This window comes from Polynucleobacter sp. 39-46-10 (assembly GCF_002282275.1).
Genome location: NZ_NCJB01000191.1, coordinates 1 through 5,368, shown reverse-complemented (window position 1 = coordinate 5,368; position 5,368 = coordinate 1). Strand labels below are relative to the sequence as shown.

Annotated in this window: 4 protein-coding genes; 3 read left to right on the top strand and 1 reads right to left on the bottom strand. The window is 46.1% G+C overall.

Features of this window, described 5'->3' with window-relative positions; genetic code table 11:
- Window positions 1-131: 131 nt before the first annotated feature.
- Genes B7X71_RS12250 through B7X71_RS12240 form a run of 3 tightly spaced genes read left to right on the top strand, consistent with a single transcriptional unit; the run spans window position 132 to window position 2,860 of the window.
- Window positions 132-1,136: an alpha-E domain-containing protein gene (locus B7X71_RS12250; RefSeq protein WP_293600867.1), complete on the top strand. Its 1,005-nt coding sequence runs from the start codon at window positions 132-134 to the stop codon at window positions 1,134-1,136.
- An 8-nt stretch (window positions 1,137-1,144) separates the two neighbouring features.
- Entirely contained in the window at window positions 1,145-1,942 is a 798-nt protein-coding gene (locus B7X71_RS12245; protein ID WP_293600866.1) for a transglutaminase family protein, read from the top strand.
- A 36-nt stretch (window positions 1,943-1,978) separates the two neighbouring features.
- Complete coding sequence (locus tag B7X71_RS12240; protein ID WP_293600865.1) at window positions 1,979-2,860, top strand: proteasome-type protease; 882 nt, start codon at window positions 1,979-1,981, stop codon at window positions 2,858-2,860.
- 80 nt (window positions 2,861-2,940) lie between these two features.
- Here B7X71_RS12240 and ppsA read toward each other — a convergent pair whose 3' ends face one another.
- Window positions 2,941-5,343, bottom strand: coding sequence for a phosphoenolpyruvate synthase (gene ppsA, locus B7X71_RS12235; RefSeq protein ID WP_293600864.1), 2,403 nt, complete (start codon window positions 5,341-5,343; stop codon window positions 2,941-2,943).
- Window positions 5,344-5,368: the final 25 nt, after the last annotated feature.

Below are 5,368 nucleotides of genomic sequence, written 5' to 3'. Positions count from 1 at the left end.
AAACAATCAAGATGGTTCCGGGTGGTCTTACTCGTGTTGCCCTCAAAGAAGGCTCTTTAGTTGTGAACTCCTCACAGGGTGGCGGCACTAAAGACACCTGGGTTCTAGAAGAATAAAAGGGATAAATCAATATGTTGAGTCGTACCGCTGATTGCCTTTACTGGATGGCCCGTTATACAGAGCGCGCAGAAAATACTGCCCGTATGTTGGACGTCAATCACCAAACCTCCCTACTCCCGCAGCCTGCAGAGTTTTTAGAGCAGAGCTGGAAAAAGCTACTCACGATCTCCAAGTTAGAAGACTCATTCTTGATGAAATACGATGTTGTCACGCGTGAGAATGTCTTGGATTTCATGATTTATGAAACCAGCAATCCTTCCAGCATCGTGTCTTGTCTATTTGCCGCTCGTGAAAATGCTCGCGTTATTCGAGGCAAAATTACCTCTGAAGCATGGGAAACCCAGAACACCACTTGGTTAGAGTTGCAACGCATTTTGGAGGCCCGAAATCAAGCCGACCCAAGCAGACTACTGGAATGGGTAAAGCATCGTTGCCACCTATTTAGGGGTGTTATGCATGGCACCATGCTCAAGAACGAAGCCTTCTACTTTATGAATGTCGGCACCCTGCTAGAAAGGGCCGATAACACCGCACGTATTTTAGAAACTAAATATGAAGGTCAAGCAGCGCTAAAGGGATTGCGTTCCAATAGAAAAGATAAGCCAGTTGACGGTGATCTCTCTGAAGTGATTGATGGAGCTGATGGCGACTTCTTTGATTTTTATCACTGGGCTGCCCTGCTTCGCTCTGTCTCTGCTTTTGAGATCTATCGTCAAATCTACTCTGATCAGGTGNNNAAGCAAGTAGCGCAACTATTGATTTTCAATAAGCAAATGCCACGCTCGTTAGTGTGCTGTGTCAATGAACTTATTCCTCTGATTGCAGAGATGAAGAATCAGCAATCCAAAGAAATTGAACGTCTTCTAGGCAAGCTCAAGGCAAGCCTAGACTACTCCGATATTGATGAGGTTTTCTCGCAAGGCTTAGAGGAGTTCATTGAAGAGTTCTTGGAGCGCATCAATCATATTGCTGATGAATTCAGTAACGCCTACCTTATTCCATTAGCTGTAGCTTAAAGATCACCATGCACCTGAAGATTCGCCACCGCACAGAATACCGCTATGAAACACCGGTACGCTACTCTATTCAAGAGTTGCGACTAACACCACCAGATGTAGCCGGTCAAATAATCGACAAGTGGAAAGTCAGCACCCCCATTAAGGCAAGCACTTCACATGATGCTTTTGGTAATCTCTATAGCGTTTTTGTGCAAGAGAGTTCATACACATCAATGATGATTGAGGCAGAGGGTGAGGTTCATACTCAAGATGCTTTTGAGTTTATTGATGAGCCCAAGGCAGTCTCCCCTTACCACCTACTTCAACAAACAAATCTGACTGAGCCAACTGTAGAGATGCTGGAGTATTTTGCAGCCTCTCTTCCCAAGAAAAACTCAGTTGATCAGGTCTTAGCTTTAGCTGCCGCAGTACAAGAGACTATTTTGTACTCACCAGGGCAAACCAATTTTGCAACCACCGCCGCGCAATCTTTTGCCATGAAATCCGGTGTTTGCCAAGACCATGCGCACATCATGCTTGGGCTGTGTCGTGCCTCAGGTATTCCGGCACGTTATGTCAGTGGCTATTTCTTTGCTGAAGATGCACCAAACCTTGCAAGCCATGCCTGGATTGATTTCTGCACTGATATTGATAAAGGTCTTTGGACCAGTATTGATATCACCAATGCCTGCTTTACTGATGCACGTCATGTTCGCCTAGCGATTGGCAGGGACTACTACTCGGCAGCACCTGTCAAAGGGGTTCGCTCTGGCGGAGGCGGCGAGGAGTTAAGTGCCAGCATCTCGATTACCCAAACCAAGTAAGAGATAATCCAGAGAAATAATTAAAGGGGTTGCAGGATGACGTATTGCGTTGGGCTTTGCCTAAAAGATGGCTTGGTTTTTTTATCGGATACTCGCACCAATGCGGGTGTTGATCAGATCGGTACCTTTAGAAAGATGTCTTTATTCCAGAAGGATAAAGATCGCTTTTTTACCCTCATGAGCGCTGGCAATCTTGCCATTACTCAAGCAGTTAAAGAGATCCTATTACAAGGCCAACTCCTCAATGGGAAGAATTTATGGAATGTGGAAAGCACTCACGATGCAGCCGTTGTCATTGGCGATGCCATCAAGCAAGTTTATGACCGAGATCACAAGGCACTCGAAAAAGCAGGCATTGATTTCAATTGCAATCTGATCTTTGGCGGACAAATAAAAGGTGAACGCCCAAGACTCTTCAATATCTACTCTGCTGGCAACTTTATTGAGGCTACGCCTGAGACTTGTTACTTCCAGATTGGTGAGTCTAAATATGGCAAGCCAATCTTAGACAGGGTCATTAGCTTTGATACTCCACTCAATCTAGCCACCAAGTGCGCCCTCATCTCGATGGATTCAACACTCAACAGCAATATTTCTGTTGGCTTACCGTTGGACTTGATGGTCTATGAAAAGAATTCTTTGCAAGCTAGTAAGCTGGTTACGATGGATGAGTCCAACCCCTACTTCCAAATGATTCATCAATTGTGGGGTGAGAAATTACGCGCTGCATTTAATTCCATTGCGGAACCTAGCTGGTCAGGAGCGACCCCCTCCCGCTCGATTGCATCCCCTGCCAAGAAGATGGGTGCAGTGTCCATTCATCGCAATAGTAAGGTCGCAAAAGAGGTGCTTGCACCAGTTAAGGCAACGGTTAAAGCTAGCCCAAAGAAGAAAGTGGCTGCAAAAACTAAGCGTTAATTGAAGCGGTGATCAAAAGACAGAAGGCCTAGATTTCTCTAGGCCTTTTTGCATCTTGCTAGTAATTAGCAACTCAGAACTTAGACTTCTTTCTTACCCAACATTTCCCAAGTAGCCACTACGCTATCTGGGTTGAGGGAAATAGAAGTAATACCCTTAGCAACCAACCAGCGCGCAAAGTCTGGGTGATCTGAAGGGCCTTGACCACAAATACCAACGTATTTGTTTTGCTTACGGCAAGCCTCAATGGAGCGTGCAATCATGAACTCCACCGCAGGATCGCGTTCATCAAAGTCAATTGCCAGCAATTCCATACCGGAGTCACGATCTAGACCCAGCGTTAACTGAGTCATATCATTTGAACCGATTGAGAATCCATCAAAATGCTCGAGGAATTGATCTGCCAAGATGGCGTTAGAAGGAATCTCGCACATCATGATCAGACGCAAGCCATTGACACCGCGCTTGAGACCAAACTTGGCCATCATATCGATTACGCGCTCAGCCTGTTTGATGGTACGAACAAACGGCACCATGATCTCAACGTTATCCAAGCCCATATCTTCACGAACACGCTTCATTGCAGCGCACTCTAAAGCAAAGGCTTCGCCGAAATCTGCTGACACGTAACGGGATGCGCCACGGAAACCCAGCATTGGATTCTCTTCATCCGGCTCATAGCGTGAACCGCCAATCAGTTTTTTGTACTCGTTTGACTTAAAGTCAGACAAGCGAACGATTACTGGTTTTGGATAGAAAGCAGCAGCAATCGTTGCTACACCCTCAACCAATTTATCTTCGTAGAACTGACGTGGGCTTGCATAGCCACGAGCTACGCTCTCAACGGCACGCTTGAGATCAGGATCAATGTTTGGGTACTCCAATACAGCACGTGGATGTACGCCAATGTAGTTATTGATGATGAACTCAAGACGGGCCAAGCCAACACCCGCATTTGGGATTTGGCAGAAATCAAATGCCAACTGAGGATTACCAATATTCATGGTGATCTTAACTGGGATCTCTGGCAATACGCCACGAGATACTTCAGTCACTTCAGTTTCGATCAAGCCATCATAAATATGACCTTCGTCGCCTTCAGCACAAGAAACCGTCACCATCATGCCGTCTTGCAAATGCTCAGTCGCATCACCGCAACCAACCACCGCTGGAACACCCAACTCACGAGCAATAATTGCTGCGTGACAAGTACGACCACCGCGATTAGTCACAATCGCGGAAGCGCGTTTCATGACCGGCTCCCAGTTAGGGTCAGTCATGTCAGCAACCAAGACGTCGCCTGGCTGCACACGATCCATCTCGCTAGGATCACGAATTACGCGAACTGGACCCGCACCAATCTTTTGACCAATCGCACGGCCTTTGGCTAGAACCTTAGAAGTGCCCTTGAGTTTGTAACGCATTTCTACCTGACCAGCAGCCTGACTCTTCACTGTCTCTGGACGTGCTTGCAGAATATAAATACGGCCATCTTGACCATCTTTACCCCACTCAATATCCATTGGGCGACCGTAGTGTTTCTCGATGATGACAGCATATTTAGCTAACTCAGTAATATCGGCATCTTCCAATGAAAAACGATTGCGTTTTTCTGGAGCGACATCCACAGTCATCACCTTCTCAGCGGAACCAGCTGGGGCAAATTGCATCTGAATCAACTTGGAACCTAAAGAGCGGCGAATAATTGCCTTCTTATCTTGTGCCAAAGTTGTTTTGAATACGTAGAACTCATCTGGGTTCACCGCACCCTGTACCACTGTCTCACCCAAGCCATAGCTAGAAGTGATGAATACGACATCTTCAAAACCAGATTCAGTATCCAGGGTAAACATCACGCCAGCAGCGCCCAAGTCAGAGCGAACCATGCGTTGGATACCAGCAGATAAGGCTACTTCAGCATGGGCAAAGCCCTTGTGAACACGGTAAGAAATCGCACGATCGTTATACAAGGATGCGAATACTTCACGAATCTTCTTCAGAACATCGTCAATACCTTCAACGTTCAAGAAAGTTTCTTGCTGTCCAGCGAATGAAGCATCAGGCAAATCTTCTGCAGTGGCGGAGGATCGCACTGCAAAAGAACCTTTGCCAGAGTCATCCAATTTTTTAAATGCTGTGCGAATTTCTTCATCCAGACGTGGTTGAAACGGGGCAGTTTCAATCCAGCCACGAATCTCTTTACCAGCTTCAGCTAGAGCGCGAACATCATCAATATTGAGATTCTCTAAACGCTTCTGAATACGTTCAGTCAAATTGTTGTGCTCTAAGAAATCACGAAATGCTAATGAGGTAGTTGCAAATCCAGTTGGTACACGAACCCCTGTGGAGGACAACTGAGAAATCATCTCACCGAGTGAGGCATTTTTACCGCCGACTGATTCAACATCGGTCATTCGGAGTTGCTCAAAAGGCAAAACATAGGCATTTGCTACATCGTTACTTTGTTGCTGTTGGTTGGACATAAAATACTCTCTAAAGATAAGGAAA